The following is a 14,145-nucleotide window of genomic DNA, read 5'->3' on the forward strand; positions in this document are numbered from 1 at the left end:
ACAATATTTCAAATCAGATGTTTCTCGAAAACCGTCAAAATAACAGGAATAAGCGGCATGGATGGATCGAAGTCATTTGTGGCTCCATGTTCTCAGGAAAAACAGAGGAGTTGTTACGCCGATTGCGTCGTGCTCGTATTGCGCGACAAAATGTAGAGATTTTTAAGCCTTTAGTTGACAGGCGATACAGCGAAGAAGAAGTTGTGTCTCACGATGCCAACAGCATTCGTTGTACACCTGTTGAGAGTTCCGGAAATATTCTTTTATTAAGTGGTAATACCGATGTGATTGGGATTGATGAAGCACAATTTTTTGATAATGGTTTGGTTGATGTTTGCAACACATTGGCCAGTCAGGGAGTACGTGTAATTATTGCGGGACTGGATATGGATTTCAAAGGAAAACCTTTTGGTCCTATGCCCGGCATAATGGCCTGTGCCGAGTACGTAACTAAAGTTCATGCCATATGCATGCAATGTGGCGATTTGGCACATTTTTCCTACAGGTTTAAAGCCAGCGATAAACTGGTGGAAGTAGGCGCCGCCGAAGCATACGAAGCCGTTTGCCGCAGTTGCTACCATCAGTTAAACCGAAACAAATGACGTTGACTTCATACTCCATACAACAAATCGCTCAAATGGCATCCGGACGACTATTTGGAAACATCACCACAGTGGTGACCAAATTGGCATACGACAGCCGCCTCGTTTTTAACTCGCCAGGAGTTCTCTTTTTTGCAATTAAAAGCAGCCATTTAAATGGCGGTGCCTTTGTAAATACTCTATACCAACGAGGAGTGAGAGCTTTTGTTGTTGAAAAGGATTTTGTAATCCCTGTGGAAATGACCGATGCTTCATTCATAGTTGTGGATAATTCTCTACAGGCATTACAGCGAGTGGCAGCCAATCACCGTTCGGTTTTTAACTTGCCGGTGCTTGCCATTACCGGAAGTAACGGGAAAACCATTGTAAAGGAGTGGTTGGGTCAGGTTTTAGGGGATTCTGTAAAAGTGACTCGTTCGCCACGAAGTTTTAACAGTCAGATTGGAGTGCCCTTATCGGTATGGCAATTAAATGATGAGAGTGAATTGGGGATTTTTGAAGCGGGCATCAGTAAACCTGGTGAAATGGAAGCTTTGAGAGAGATTCTGAAACCCACTTTAGGACTCATTACCAATATTGGAGCAGCTCACCAGGAAAATTTTTCGTCAATGGACGAAAAATTAATGGAAAAGCTGGCTCTTTTCAAAGAAGTTGATACTGTTTTCTACAAACTGGATGATGAATTGATTCATCATGCCATCATGAAGTTATATCCCCAAAAGAAGAAGTTGACTTGGGGCGTTCATCCCGATTCAAATCTTCGGTTATTATCCAGCGAAGCAGAAAACGGAAAGTTGCAAATGACTCTCCAATGGCAGAAAAAATCTTTTAGTGTATCTCTGCCATTTCCTGATAAAATAAGCCGGGAAAATGCTTTGCCGGTCATTTTGCTGATGCTTTATAAAGGGTTAGGTTTTGATGCCATCAGCCGTTCCATGTTGCATTTGCAACCAGTTGCCATGCGAATGGAGCAGATTGAAGGACTCGACGGTTCTCTAATCATTAACGACAGTTATAACTCTGACTTTACATCGCTGGAGGTGGCACTTGATTTTCTGGAGCAACAGGGTCGTAAAAAGGGACGACAACGCATCCTGATTTTGTCAGATTTATTACAAACAGGTATAGAACCTGGGATTCTTTATCCACGTATTGCAGATTTAATCAAAATCCGTGGAGTTGAGCGTCTCATAGGGGTGGGGAGCGAAATATCCGGATATGCATCCTGTTTTCGTGCGAGCGATACATTCTTCAAAACCACTGAAGAGCTGCTTGCTGCCATCCCCCGCCTTTCATTCCGCAACGAGGCCATCCTGATAAAAGGCGCCAGAGCATTTGAGTTTGAAAGAATCAGTGAACAACTTGAGCAAAAACAGCACAGTACCTGCTTGGAAATCAACCTCAACGCTCTCATTCATAATTTCAAAACGTTTAAGAGTGGCGTAAATCCTCAAACAAGGATTCTTGCCATGGTAAAGGCATCCGGTTACGGAAGTGGAGCTTTTGAAATTGCTTCGGCTTTGCAACACCATAAGGTCGATTATCTGGGTGTGGCTTTCGCCGATGAAGGGATGGAATTACGAAAAGCAGGGATTCAAACACCGATTATGGTCATGAGTCCTGAGGTGAAGAGTTTTAACCAGATGCTTCAGTATAAGCTGGAGCCTGAAATATATGGATTTCGCCTACTGGAAGCTTTTTGCCAACACATGGCAAAAAGCGGTGAAGGGGAGGCCGGAATTCACTTAAAGGTGGATACAGGAATGTATCGATTGGGATTTTACCCCGAAGATGCCGAAGAGTTGGTTGTATATTTAAAGAAAAGGATCAACGTTAGGGTTTTATCGGTGTTTACCCATTTGGCCGGAACCGACGATTCTGTTCATGATGCCTTTACATCCCAGCAAATTGGCCGGTTTACCAATTTTGCTGACATCATTGAGAAGGGTTTGGGATATGCGGTTTGGCGACATGCGCTCAACTCTGCCGGCATTGAACGTTTTCCGCAGTATCAGTTTGATATGGTACGTTTGGGAATTGGTTTGTACGGCGTGAGCAGTCTGCCTGAAAATCCTTTATTGAATGTGGTTACACTCAAAACTTATATTTCGCAGATTAAAACGGTAAAAGCCGGTGAAACCATCGGATACAGTCGGCGTGGAAGTGTTTCAGCAAATGGCAAAATTGCCGTTTTGCCAATTGGGTATGCCGATGGTTTAAACAGACGTCTGAGCAACGGTGTAGGTCAGGTTTTAGTACGTGGTAAACTTTGTCCTATAGTTGGGAATATTTGTATGGACATGTGTATGATTGATGTTTCGGGAATGGATTTACCAGAAGGTGAAGAGGTAGTTGTTTTTGGCGATGAGCATCCTTTAACACAGATGGCCGAAATACTGGACACCATTCCTTACGAAGTTTTAACCAGCATCAGTCAGCGTGTTAAGAGAGTTTATTTTAAAGAATAAACCAGGCTCTTAATTATCCCAGCCTCGATATTCTCTCCAGCATATCTTCATCCAGAATTTTAATGATGCGGCCATCAACTGCAATCAGCTTCTCTTTCATAAAGGTTGTGAGTGTGCGGATGGCATTTGAAGTGGTCATGTTGGAGAAATTGGCCAAATCCTCACGGGATAAATAAATATTGAGCGTGCAGCCATCTTCTTCGTAACCGTAGATCTCTTTCAGCAGCATCAGACTTTCCGCCAATCGACCCCTGATGTGTTTTTGAGTGAGTGTAACTGTCCTGAAACGCGAAAATCCAAGCTCCGAGGCAAAGGATTTGATGATGTTGATGCAGAGTTTGTTGTTGCTGGCCATTAGGTTGTCAACAACTTCCTTGTTGATGTGAAAAATGGTGCAGGGTTCAATTACCACTGCAGAGGCCACATGGTTCTCACCAGCAAAGAGAGCTCTATATCCGATCAGGCCAGGTGCTTTTGCCAATCTCACAATCTGGTCGCGTCCACCAACGCCTTCCTTAAAAATTTTAACTTTTCCTGATCCGAGGCAAAGCAACCCGGTTGGCATTTCACCCTCCTGGTATATGATTTGGTTTTTGCGGTACTTGACCGTTCTGTGGTTTTTTTCCAGATACTCTTTTTCAGCGTCGGTCAGAACGCTGAAAATTAACTGTATATCTTTAATTGACGGGTCATTTGTTCCCGCTTTTTTTGTTGCTGTCATACCCCTGTGTTCTAAAACACTGTTCTAAAACACCAAAATTAACAAAAAAACAGAATGAATTCAAATAAATAGAAGCTAATGGAACGAAATGGTTAAAAATATGACCAAAATGTTCGTTTGGTTGGATTAATATCTTGCCACCAGTGGTATTCTTCGGCCAAAGCCAAATGCTTTGCCGGAAACACGTAAAACCGGTGGTGCCTGAAACCGTTTATGTTCATTACGGTTAACCATCTGTATTGTTTTCAAAACCGTGTCCTGGTCAAAACCTTCGGAAACAATCTCTTTCGCCGACCTATTCTGTTCAATGTATCGGAACAGAATGGCATCCAGCAGATTGTATTCAGGCAGTGAATCGGAGTCTTTTTGGTCGGGTCGCAACTCTGCCGACGGTGGTTTAGTGATGGTGTTTTCGGGGATTATTTCTCCATATCGGTTCAGAAACCGGCACATTTCGAATACACGAGTTTTATATACATCGCCTAAAACACTAAGGCCGCCGTTCATATCGCCATAAAGGGTTCCATAACCAACTGCCGCCTCACTTTTGTTGGATGTGTTCAGCAGAATGTTCCCAAACTTGTTTGAATATGCCATCAGCAAGGTTCCACGAATCCTGGCCTGGATGTTCTCTTCGGCTAAGTCACTTTCTTTTCCAGAAAAAGTGTTCTCTAAAGCCGAATCAAATTGATTCACGATCTCTTTAATTGGAATGATTTCGTAGCTCATACCCAGGTTTTCAGCCAAATCCCGTGCGTCAGTTACACTGTGATCGCTGGAATATTGTGATGGCATTAAAATGCCATGCACGTTTTCTTTTCCCAACGCCGCAACAGCAATGGCTGCAGTAAGTGCAGAATCAATTCCACCTGATAATCCTACCAAGGCCTTTTTCAGACCACTTTTGTTGAAATAGTCCCGAACACCTGTCACCAATGCCTGGTAAATTAATTCAATTTCTGAAGGTTTCTCTTCTGATTTGTTGGGAGTGGCTGGTTCGTTAAAGTTCGTGTAAAAGGTCTCTTCTTTAAAAAAACTCAACCTGTGCATTACATCTCCGGCGGGAGAAATAACCATGGAGCCTCCATCGAAAATAAGTTCTGTATTGGCTCCGGTTTGGTTTACATAGAAAACGGGGATCTGATATTGGGCTGCTTTTTTACAAACCACCTGTTTCCTGATTTCGTGCTGATGATATGAGAAGGGAGATGCGGCAATGTTGATGGCAAAAGTTGGTCGCAACGCGGCCAGCTTTTGCATGGGCGACAAGGTGTATAGATGGTTCCTGTCAAAGGCATTTTCTATTGGCCGGTCATCCCAGATGTCTTCACAAATTGTGATGGCAATTCTGTGTCCTTTAAAACTTATGACATTAAAATCCTGGTTGGGCTGAAAATAGCGATATTCATCAAATACATCGTAAGTAGGCAAAAGTGTTTTGTGTACTACCGGACGGGCATCGCCATCACTTAAAAGCCAGGCGGAATTAAAGAGCTGTTTTCCTTTCGATCCCGGATTGATGGAGGGGCCACCAACAATTGCAGTAACGGTTTGGCAGTGTTTTGCAATTTCATGCATGCAGTCAATGGCTTCCCGGACAAATTCTTCGCGTGTTAGCATGTCCAAAGGTGGGTATCCACAAATGGCCAGCTCGGAAAAGATGATGAGGTCAACTTGGTTTTCCGCGGCTTTTTTTATTTCATTAATGATTTTTGCCTTATTGGCGTCGAAGTCGCCTATTTTGTAGTTGAGTTGCGAAAGTGCCAGTTTTATTGGTGCCTGCATGATCTTTTTCTGATTTTTTCTGTATTAGAAGATAAAGCCAAATTCGAAGACGAATCTGTTTAGGATGGATTTATCGTTAAAACCTGATTTATTCGTAATATCTGTAAATCCGTTGTTGAATAATAGTCCTATCATTAAGGCATTTCGTCCACCAACAGAATACTCAATTCCGCCTCCAAGATGGTATCCTAAATCGAAGAATCGCACTTCACTGCTGATGCTGTTTCCGTTGCCATCCTGTGCCTGGATGTTTATCTGAGGCGATAGGCCAAATCTTCCGTAAATATTGGTTCGTCTGATGTCTTCTGATCTCAGTCTTAATCCCAGTGGAACCTCTAAATATTTCAAGTTGTACCGTTGGCTGAAAACCTCTTCCCCGGTATCGTACGAAAGTTTTCCGCCTGTTGTGTTAATTGTGAGTCCAGTGGCAAATGCGTAATTATGGCCAAAAAATCTATCCATGAGCACCCCAAAATTGTATCCGGCTCGGGAACCTTTGTCGTCTACATTCTGATGATCAGATTTCATCCATGATATCTGGGGAGTAAGAACAAAAGAAAACCTGAAATCGCCACTGTGCTGAGCCGATAGTTGGGTTATCGAAATCAGAATTATAAATAGAGAAAATAGCTTTTTCATTTCTTAAAGTGTTGAATGTTAAGGTGTAATTTAGTTAATGACTAAATGTTCTCAAAATTTTGTACAAACTTAATGAAATCAACGTGTGTTTTGGCACATATAAAGCAATAAATTGCTTTATATGTAATCTTTTGGGAATAATAATTGTTAATGATATAACCGATTTATGCCGGCTTTTATTGCAAAATCAAGGCCATGTTTCTATTATTGCAATTATATTTTTAATTTAATCTGATTTACTATGTCTGGAAATCGATCATTTTGGTTTCGATTATTGGTACTCTCACCTCTTGCTTTTGTGCTGTTGTTTAATTCCTGTTCCTGTGAACGACCACCAAGGGTCGATCACATAGAGGTCGATATAAATCTAATTCCATTTTATGAAGATTTGTTCTCCATCAATCCCGACAGTTTTCATCTGGAATTGGATCGATTGAAAAAAACTTATGGAAAGTATCTTGAAGCGTATAGTTTAGGGGTGATAGGAGCGGGGCACCCAGATGATTCTGATTACGTGGAGAATATGAGATTTTTCTTAAACTATGAGCCCAATCAGGAGGTTTTGGATACAGTTCGGCATGTTTTTCATGATAAGGATGCGTTAAAACGGGAGTTGACCAAAGCATTTCAATACTATTTGTATTACTTTCCCGACGAGCCTGTTCCAGATATTTATTTGCACATCTCCGGATTTAATCAGAATATGGTTGTTGATTCAACATGGCTGTCAATCAGTGTTGAGCAATACCTCGGCGCCGATTGCATTTTTTATGAGTGGTTATCGGTTCCCATGTATTTGAGACGTACCAAAGTTACCGAAAAAGTAGTGCCGGATGTGATGAAAGCGATCGCCATGAGCAGATATTTGTACAACGATTCCATTGATGATTTGGCCAATCAGATGATTTATAATGGAAAACTGCTTTGGTTTGTAAAGCATATGGTTCCGGATATTCCTGACACCTTGCTGTTTGATTTTTCCAAGGAACAGATGGCTTGGGTTAAAAGATTTGAAAAGGATATGTGGGCTGTTGTAGTTGAACAAAAACATCTCTTCTCCACGGACAGGATGACACTTCAGCGTTATATTGGTAAGAGTCCGTTTACGTTTTTCTTTGGGCAGGACTCTCCCGGCCGAACCGGACATTATATAGGCTACAGAATCATTCAATCGTTTATGAGAAGAAATCCGGATGTTACTTTGCAAGAACTTATGGAGATGGATAATGGACATGAGATTTTTGCCGCAGCGAGGTACAGACCATAATTATTGAATTACAGTCATTCACGAATAAGTTTGCTATGCGGGTTGGGTTGTTACAATACGCTCCGGTTATAGGAGATATAGACAAAAACATCAGGATTATTGAGAAATCTCTCGAAAAATCAGATGGTGCCGATTTGTGGGTTTTACCAGAGTTGGCTTCCTCAGGCTATGCGTTTGCTTCGCGCGAAGAGGCTGTTTTATTATCTGAAAAGCTTAGTGACAGTAAATTCGTCAGATTTTTGATGTCCCAGGCGCAAAAACATCGTTGCTGGTTTGTAAGCGGGATTAATGAACGAGAGGGGGATAAGCTATATAACAGTTCTGTTTTGGTAAATGAAGAGGGTGTTATAGGGGTTTATCGAAAACTTCACCTTTTCAAAAATGAAAAAAATATTTTTGAACCCGGAAATCTGGGTTTACCTGTGTTTGAAACGCCTTTGGGGAAAATTGGGATGTTGATCTGTTTCGACTGGATGTTTCCTGAAGTATGGCGAATAATGGGGTTAAAGGGAGTTCAAATGGTATGTCATCCGTCCAATTTGGTTTTGCCCTGGTGCCAGACTGCCATTCCCGGATATGCACTTACCAACAGATTTTATGTTGCCACCACCAATCGAGTGGGAACTGAACGGGGTTTGAAATTTACCGGCCGTTCAGTGTTGGTTTCTCCAACAGGAGAGTATTTGCTGCAAGGGAAAAGAAAAAAGGAGCAATCTTTGGTGGCTGATGTCGATCTTAAGAAATCGACAGATAAACAAATAACAGAAGAGAACCATGCGTTTGAAGACCGCAGAATAGATGTATACGAAATAAACCAGTGATGCAGAGTATGGCAGTAGTTGAAAAAAAGAGAGCGCTGAGAAAAGATATCGCTGGTTTTAAACGGTTGATGACTCAGGAGACAAAGCATGCTGAAAGCATGCTTTGTGTAGAAGCGATTGAGAATACGGAAGTCTTTTCAAAGTCAGAAATAATATTGGCTTATTGGCCATTGTCTGATGAGATTGATTTACGTCCCTTAATTTTGAAATGGCATCCTGAAAAAACTTTTTTATTGCCTCAAGTGGTTGGCGAGAAGTTGGAATTAAGATATTTCAAAGGTGAGGATTTGCTGGCTCCCCAAGGGAAGTACAGAATAATGGAACCGCGTACAGAAATTTTTACGATTTACGATAAGGTTGATCTTGTGTTGGTTCCCGGACTGGCCTTTGACCATTTGGGCTACCGATTGGGACGAGGAGCGGGTTATTACGATAAATTACTGCCAAAATTGTATAACGCAGTTAAGATTGGGGTTGGATTCAGTTTTCAGATGGTAAAAGAAGTGCCGGTTGAACCTCATGATGAGGTGCTTGATATTGTGATTGTCCCCAAATAAAAAAGGCTGCCCAAGGCAGCCTCTTTAATGCATTTCAGTGCTTATTATGCGGGATGGATTGCCTCAGTAGGACAAACATCAGCACAAGCGCCGCAGTCGGTGCAAGCTTCAGGATCAATTACATAAATATCTCCCTCAGCGATGGCATCCACGGGGCACTCATCTAAACAGGAACCGCAAGCAATGCAATCTTCATTAATAACGTAAGCCATTTTATTAGATTTTAGGATTTACTTACAGGCAAAATTATTGGGTTTTTTTATTAAAAAAAATCATTTGGCGTTAAAAGCGTTTATTTTTATAGGTTATAAATTGTGTTTAGGGTCTAACGTTCAGAATATCATGATTGTGTGTTTAAGAAGCCGATGGCAATAAATGCCATGAGTCCCGAAGCTGTTTTTAAAGATTCCTCGTTTAAATTAAACTGCGGTGTGTGCAGAGCACCGGTAATTCCTTCTTTTTGTTTCACTCCAAAACGGTAAAATGTACAGGGGTATTCTTGGCTATAGTACCCGAAGTCTTCAGCAGTCATGCGGGTATCCATCTCCTCAACCTGATCTTGACCAAGGTATACAGAAGCCATTTCTGATGCCTTTTGTGTGACCAACTCATTGTTGAAAACCATTGGGTAACCATCTTTTATGTCAATGTTGCATTCGCACCCAAATGCAGAAGCTGTGTGGCTGGCAATTTCCCTGATTTTTGTTTTTATTATTTCGCGCCACTCTTCGTTCATTGTTCTCAGGGTTCCCGCAAGATAAACTGTTTCAGGAATGATATTGGTAGCGCCTTTCCCTTCAATTTGGCCAAATGATAGTACTGTAGGGATTGTTGCCGGAACAACCCGACTTACCACTTGCTGAAGTGCTACCACTATTTGCGATGCAGCCAAAACAGTATCGTTCAGGGTGTGTGGCATGGCCGCGTGTCCGCCTTTCCCCTTAACGGTGATGTGGACTTCGTCGCCCGAGGCCATATACATTCCCGGTTTAAACCCAACGTGTCCGCTCTCCATTTCCGGCAAAACATGTTGACCAATTATGATGTCTGGTTTCGGATTATTTAATGCACCTTCTTTTAATATTAGTGATGCGCCACCCGGGAATTTCTCTTCGCCTGGCTGAAATATTAGTAGGGCGGTTCCTTCCCAAGAATCTTTTATTTGCGTAAGAATTTTTGCTACACCCAACAATGATGCACTGTGTGCATCATGTCCACACGCATGCATCACACCTTCTTTTTGAGAACTGAAATCCAATCCCGAATTCTCCTGAATGGGCAAAGCATCCATGTCGGCTCTGAGACCAACCACCGGTCCATTTGTGGTTTTGCCTTCGATGGTTGCAATGATTCCGGTACCGGCAATCCCTTTTTTGAAAGGAATTTTGAGTTTGTTAAGTTCATTGGCTATGTACTCTGAAGTCCGGACTTCTTCGAAAGATAATTCCGGATTTTGGTGTAGCCATCGACGATGATTGATTATTTCAAGATAAATCTGATCTGAAAGCTGTCGGATTCTTTCCAATAGTGATTGATGCATGAAGGTTTTATTTTGTTTGATGACAAATTTACAAAAAAAGAAAAGGTCATCCGATATTTTTTACGGATGACCTTTTCTAATATATTGTCAAATTCGATTTAGTTTAGAAGCTCTTCTAATACTTCAATCAGTTCCTCACCTCTTAACTGTTTATGCATGATGTTTCCATCTCTGTCAAGCAACCATGTGTTAGGTATGGATTGAACTGCATAGGTTTGAGCCACGCTTCCCATGGGGTCGTGTACAAGAACCCAGTTTAGCTGATCTTCTTCTACAGCCTTTTTCCATGCTTCAGTGGTTTCGTCCAATGATACACTCACGATTTCAAATTCATCTCCACCAAAGCGATCATAAGCTCTCTTTAAAATTGGATTTTCCATGCGGCATGGACGACACCATGCTGCCCAGAAATCAAGAAAAACATATTTTCCGCGGTATTGATCAAGGCTTACAGGGTTCCCTTCAATATCGGATAGGGTGAAAACCGGTGCTTCATTTCCAACAGAGAGTGCTGCTTCAGCTGCTCTTTGGGTTTGCATAGGAGCTAAAAATTCCTTTAGTTGAACTACGTATGGATGACCGGAAAGATTGGCTTCAAGTTTCTCAAGAATCTCTTCCAGCTCTTCCACTTCAAGAGCTTGTGCCATGTTTAGGGCAAGGAAGGCGCCAACTACGTTGTTGCTGTTCTCTTTCACAAAATTACGATAGTAATTTTGTTGCTCTTCAATAATAACCTGCATATCGGCCATAATGCTCTCCATTGTGGATTGATCACCGCTGCTTTGAGCCATGAAAAACTCCTCTCTCATTTTTTCAACTTTTTCAATATGAGGGATATCATCATTGAATTTTTTGAAAAGGTTATTTAGGCGTGAACCTTTAATTTCAACCGCTTCCATATCAGTAGTACTTCCTGTTATGGTAATGTTGGTGTTTTCTATAAACAGTGCGGCCGGAACCCTGTTGGTTCCATGAAAAATTAAGTAGAGTTCAGGGTGTTCAACCGAACCTTCAAAGGTAAAGGCTCCATTAACCAATTCAGTTGTATCGACATCTTCTATACCAAACTCTGTAATTTTTTTCAAATATACAGTCCCGGTGGTTACATCATCAAATTTACCTGACAACTTATAGCTGTCGGATGAACAGGCAGCCAGAATAATGGTTGTTGCCAGTGCAAAAAAAACATTTTTCATCATAAAAATAAAGTTGTTTAAATTATAAGTGTTTTATTAAAATGCAGTCAGGCTGCATTTCAATTCATTGTTATACTTGTTTATTATACAATTCAAGCAGTTCTCTAGCAGCTTCAAACGAACTAATTTGTCCGCTGTTTACCAGGGGTTCAATTTCGGCAATTTTATTCTTTATTAACGCATTATGGTAAAAATTATTTTTAAGTTTCTCGTTGATGGATTCATACATCCAGTATTGTGCCTGTTCCCGACGGTTTGTGTTGAAATAACCGTTGTTTTTTGTTTTGTGCAAATACTCTTCCACCATATCCCATATGTTGGCAATGCCTTCTGACAAGATGGAAGAACAAGTTTCTACCCGTGGAATCCATCCAGAACGAGTGGGAGGGAATAGGTGAAGGGCGTTGGAATATTGTGTTTTTGCCAGTTGTGCTTTTTGTATATTTTGGCCATCTGCTTTATTAACTGCAATTCCGTCGGCCATTTCCATAATGCCTCGTTTTATTCCCTGGAGTTCGTCTCCGGCACCTGCTATCAGTATTAACAGGAAAAAATCGACCATAGAATGAACCGCAGTTTCACTCTGTCCCACACCTACAGTTTCAATAAATATGGTGTTATAGCCGGCTGCTTCACAAAGAATAATGGTTTCTCTGGTTTTTCGGGCTACACCTCCCAGTGATCCCGCCGAGGGAGAAGGTCTTATGTAGGCATTGGGTGTTGATGAGAGGCTTTCCATACGTGTTTTGTCTCCCAATATGCTCCCTTTTGATCGTTCGCTGCTGGGATCGATGGCTAAAACGGCCAGTTTAGCACCTTTTTCAATTAGGTGTAGACCCAGAGCTTCTATAAAGGTGCTTTTTCCGGCACCCGGAACGCCAGTAATACCAAGTCTTACTGCATTCCCCGAATATGGCAGACATTTAAGGATAATCTGCTGAGCCAACTCCTGGTGTTTGGGAAGAGAACTTTCAATGAGTGTTACGGCACGACTCAAAATTGTTATGTCGCCTGCCAGTATTCCGTCCACATACTGTGCCAAAGTCAATTCCTGTGGTCTTTTTTGCAGAAATCGTCTGGCTGCATCGGGGTTAACCGATGGTGGTTGTTCAACTCCTTTGTTTACAATGAGTCCTTTATAGTTGGGATCGTTTTCGATGTGACTGTGTTCTTTTCCCGGGTGCATGTTCTGTTGAAAATTATTTTGACAAACAAAGATAAAGGATATTTTAACCAATCCCGAATATTTGACCTTTATTGTATTACAACACCCGAAAGTCTTAATATTGATGCACTTCTGTCAGGGTCGTTGGTGTAAATTGTAATGGATTGGTTTTGTCTTCCATTTCGTCCGCGTGAATTAAATGTTACCGGAACCGTGGTGGATTGTCCCGGAGGGATAATGCTGCGGTCGGGGTTAGATGCTGTGCAGCCGCAAGAGGTTCTTACGCGGCGTAAAATTAAATCACTTTTGCCAGAGTTTGTAACAACAAATGAGTGGTTGATTATTTCTCCCTGCTTTATCTCCCCAAAATCGAATGTGGTTTGGCTAAACTCTATTTTTGGTGCATTTGCAAGTGCTTCTTCATTCCATGAGGAGAAATCCTCCTCAATGGTTGCAGTGGAGCTGATGCGATTATTGCTTATTTGTTCACCGTTAATCAGAACCTGCATATGCGTATTGACAAATCCCCATTCATCTGTTTTTTCGGAATTAAAGGTGCCTTTGATGATTCCCTCCTGGCCAGGTTGGAGCCTTTGGGGATTTGCCTCCATGGTAATATGATCCGGTACTCTTGCAAATGTTATGGTTACAGGATTTTGTGATGTGTTTATGATTTCAACAGAATTTTCTTTTTGTGTACCTTTTGGTACTCTTCCGAAAGATAAATTTGTGTGTTTAAGACGTATAGGTCCAATCTCCCGCCGGTATATCTCTTCAATTGGCCGGGCTCCCTGGGTAACAGTGCCAATAATTCTTAGTATTTCCTGACCTTGTTCTGCATTGCTGGCAATTGTAATGGATTGATTAAAATTACCGGGTCTGTTACGTGGGTCGTATGTTATTTTTATAGTGCCTTTACGTTTTGGTTGAACTGGTGTTCTTGTCCATTCCGGAGCAGCACATCCACAGGATGTGCGGACATTATGAATTACAAGTGGTTGTTCCCCATTATTGGTGAACTCAAAAACATGGCTTACCACCCCGTTTTCTTCAAGAATTTCACCAAAATCATGAACTTTATTCTCAAAATGAATAGTTGGTCTTGAACGTTGGCTCATGCCGGTAATTGAAAATGCCAATATTAAAATGACTATGGTTGAAAATTGTTTCATTCGTCTGTGATTTTATTTATCAATTAGTCAGGCTCTATTTTAGCTATGTAAAACTAGTGAAATAATTTTTACACGTAAAATGAAAACCTGTCTGATCATTATTTCGTACACAGTTTTGTGAACGTCAAAAGTTATACCAGAAGCTGATTTCCAAGATTTGTGTAAATGTTTTAAATAGCTTGAAAATGAGATGGCTGCAGCTTTTGTTTTTT

General features: G+C 41.4%; 13 protein-coding genes. 5 read left to right on the top strand and 8 right to left on the bottom strand.

All coding sequences use genetic code 11. From position 1 onward, the window contains the following. The first annotated feature begins 17 nt into the window (after positions 1–17). Both EV194_RS10515 and EV194_RS10520 read left to right on the top strand, forming a co-directional pair. On the top strand, positions 18–602 hold the full coding sequence (locus EV194_RS10515; protein ID WP_132434001.1) for a thymidine kinase: 585 nt from the start codon (positions 18–20) through the stop codon (positions 600–602). Then, the gene (locus tag EV194_RS10520; protein ID WP_243699388.1) at positions 599–3,070 is read left to right on the top strand and encodes a bifunctional UDP-N-acetylmuramoyl-tripeptide:D-alanyl-D-alanine ligase/alanine racemase; all 2,472 of its coding nucleotides are present in this window, start codon (positions 599–601) and stop codon (positions 3,068–3,070) included. Before EV194_RS10515 ends, EV194_RS10520 begins: the two co-directional genes overlap by 4 nt. 13 nt (positions 3,071–3,083) lie before the next feature. On the opposite strand, the gene EV194_RS10525 is transcribed toward EV194_RS10520, so the two are convergent. The 3 genes from EV194_RS10525 to EV194_RS10535 form a co-directional block, all read right to left on the bottom strand. Then, positions 3,084–3,791: a Crp/Fnr family transcriptional regulator gene (locus tag EV194_RS10525; RefSeq protein WP_132434002.1), complete on the bottom strand. Its 708-nt coding sequence runs from the start codon at positions 3,789–3,791 to the stop codon at positions 3,084–3,086. Between the two features lie 126 nt (positions 3,792–3,917). Further along, positions 3,918–5,576, bottom strand: coding sequence for an NAD+ synthase (locus tag EV194_RS10530; protein WP_243699389.1), 1,659 nt, complete (start codon positions 5,574–5,576; stop codon positions 3,918–3,920). Between the two features lie 24 nt (positions 5,577–5,600). Beyond that, the gene (locus tag EV194_RS10535; protein ID WP_132434003.1) at positions 5,601–6,215 is read right to left on the bottom strand and encodes a porin family protein; all 615 of its coding nucleotides are present in this window, start codon (positions 6,213–6,215) and stop codon (positions 5,601–5,603) included. A 241-nt stretch (positions 6,216–6,456) separates the two neighbouring features. Between EV194_RS10535 and gldB the strand changes: the two genes are divergently transcribed. The 3 genes from gldB to EV194_RS17110 are packed head-to-tail and all read left to right on the top strand — an operon-like array spanning position 6,457 to position 8,860. Continuing rightward, complete coding sequence (gene gldB, locus EV194_RS10540; protein ID WP_132434004.1) at positions 6,457–7,482, top strand: gliding motility lipoprotein GldB; 1,026 nt, start codon at positions 6,457–6,459, stop codon at positions 7,480–7,482. A 35-nt stretch (positions 7,483–7,517) separates the two neighbouring features. Then, positions 7,518–8,303 (top strand): nitrilase-related carbon-nitrogen hydrolase, encoded by a 786-nt coding sequence (locus EV194_RS17105; protein ID WP_243699390.1) that lies wholly within the window; start codon positions 7,518–7,520, stop codon positions 8,301–8,303. A gap of 8 nt (positions 8,304–8,311) precedes the next feature. Continuing rightward, positions 8,312–8,860: a 5-formyltetrahydrofolate cyclo-ligase gene (locus EV194_RS17110; RefSeq protein ID WP_243699391.1), complete on the top strand. Its 549-nt coding sequence runs from the start codon at positions 8,312–8,314 to the stop codon at positions 8,858–8,860. Between the two features lie 44 nt (positions 8,861–8,904). On the opposite strand, the gene EV194_RS10550 is transcribed toward EV194_RS17110, so the two are convergent. The 5 genes from EV194_RS10550 to EV194_RS10570 all read right to left on the bottom strand — a co-directional run bounded on the left by EV194_RS10550 (position 8,905) and on the right by EV194_RS10570 (position 13,933). After that, a complete protein-coding gene (locus EV194_RS10550; RefSeq protein ID WP_079557985.1) occupies positions 8,905–9,072 on the bottom strand; it encodes a DUF362 domain-containing protein in 168 nt (55 codons plus the stop codon). Positions 9,073–9,200: 128 nt separating this feature from the next. Then, positions 9,201–10,400 carry a M20 metallopeptidase family protein gene (locus EV194_RS10555; protein WP_132434005.1) on the bottom strand — a complete coding sequence of 400 codons (1,200 nt, stop codon included), beginning with the start codon at positions 10,398–10,400 and terminating at the stop codon, positions 9,201–9,203. Positions 10,401–10,498: 98 nt separating this feature from the next. Further along, a complete protein-coding gene (locus EV194_RS10560) occupies positions 10,499–11,599 on the bottom strand; it encodes a TlpA disulfide reductase family protein (protein WP_243699392.1) in 1,101 nt (366 codons plus the stop codon). A gap of 67 nt (positions 11,600–11,666) precedes the next feature. Then, positions 11,667–12,782: a methylmalonyl Co-A mutase-associated GTPase MeaB gene (gene meaB / locus EV194_RS10565; RefSeq protein ID WP_132434006.1), complete on the bottom strand. Its 1,116-nt coding sequence runs from the start codon at positions 12,780–12,782 to the stop codon at positions 11,667–11,669. A 68-nt stretch (positions 12,783–12,850) separates the two neighbouring features. Further along, positions 12,851–13,933 carry a DUF1573 domain-containing protein gene (locus tag EV194_RS10570; RefSeq protein WP_132434007.1) on the bottom strand — a complete coding sequence of 361 codons (1,083 nt, stop codon included), beginning with the start codon at positions 13,931–13,933 and terminating at the stop codon, positions 12,851–12,853. Positions 13,934–14,145: the final 212 nt, after the last annotated feature.

It is taken from the genome of Natronoflexus pectinivorans (assembly GCF_004345615.1).
Taxonomy (GTDB): domain Bacteria; phylum Bacteroidota; class Bacteroidia; order Bacteroidales; family Marinilabiliaceae; genus Natronoflexus; species Natronoflexus pectinivorans.

Coding starts and splice junctions, on each gene's coding strand:
- EV194_RS10515 (WP_132434001.1), top strand. CDS start 18: ATGTTTCTCGAAAACCGTCAAAATAACAGGAATAAGCGGCATGGATGG.
- EV194_RS10520 (WP_243699388.1), top strand. CDS start 599: ATGACGTTGACTTCATACTCCATACAACAAATCGCTCAAATGGCATCC.
- EV194_RS10525 (WP_132434002.1), bottom strand. CDS start 3,791: ATGACAGCAACAAAAAAAGCGGGAACAAATGACCCGTCAATTAAAGAT.
- EV194_RS10530 (WP_243699389.1), bottom strand. CDS start 5,576: ATGCAGGCACCAATAAAACTGGCACTTTCGCAACTCAACTACAAAATA.
- EV194_RS10535 (WP_132434003.1), bottom strand. CDS start 6,215: ATGAAAAAGCTATTTTCTCTATTTATAATTCTGATTTCGATAACCCAA.
- gldB (WP_132434004.1), top strand. CDS start 6,457: ATGTCTGGAAATCGATCATTTTGGTTTCGATTATTGGTACTCTCACCT.
- EV194_RS17105 (WP_243699390.1), top strand. CDS start 7,518: ATGCGGGTTGGGTTGTTACAATACGCTCCGGTTATAGGAGATATAGAC.
- EV194_RS17110 (WP_243699391.1), top strand. CDS start 8,312: ATGGCAGTAGTTGAAAAAAAGAGAGCGCTGAGAAAAGATATCGCTGGT.
- EV194_RS10550 (WP_079557985.1), bottom strand. CDS start 9,072: ATGGCTTACGTTATTAATGAAGATTGCATTGCTTGCGGTTCCTGTTTA.
- EV194_RS10555 (WP_132434005.1), bottom strand. CDS start 10,400: ATGCATCAATCACTATTGGAAAGAATCCGACAGCTTTCAGATCAGATT.
- EV194_RS10560 (WP_243699392.1), bottom strand. CDS start 11,599: ATGATGAAAAATGTTTTTTTTGCACTGGCAACAACCATTATTCTGGCT.
- meaB (WP_132434006.1), bottom strand. CDS start 12,782: ATGCACCCGGGAAAAGAACACAGTCACATCGAAAACGATCCCAACTAT.
- EV194_RS10570 (WP_132434007.1), bottom strand. CDS start 13,933: ATGAAACAATTTTCAACCATAGTCATTTTAATATTGGCATTTTCAATT.